1 protein-coding gene is annotated in these 281 nt (G+C 60.5%); it reads left to right on the forward strand.

The features are described 5' to 3' along the window. The coding region (locus tag BK665_RS33175) for a DUF2062 domain-containing protein (RefSeq protein ID WP_123410641.1) at window positions 1–281 on the forward strand (281 nt) is incomplete at both ends.

The following is a 281-nucleotide window of genomic DNA, read 5'->3' on the forward strand; positions in this document are numbered from 1 at the left end:
CGGCGCTGGCTATCACGGTGCGCGGCAATATACCGATCGCAGTGAGCCTGGTCTGGCTGACCAATCCGATCACCATGCCGGCGGTATTTTTCTGCACCTATCAGACCGGCGCCTGGCTGATGGATGTGCCGCCCCGCACGTTGCCCGAGGAACTGACTTGGGAATGGATCAGCGGTCAGCTGGCCACTTTGTGGCAACAGTTTCTGTTGGGTTCGGTGGTGACTGGCCTGGTGCTGGGTGCCCTCGCCTACTTCGTCACCATGAGCTATTGGCGTTGGTGG

Origin of the sequence: Pseudomonas frederiksbergensis, assembly GCF_003732665.1 — a bacterium.
GTDB lineage: Bacteria > Pseudomonadota > Gammaproteobacteria > Pseudomonadales > Pseudomonadaceae > Aquipseudomonas > Aquipseudomonas frederiksbergensis_G.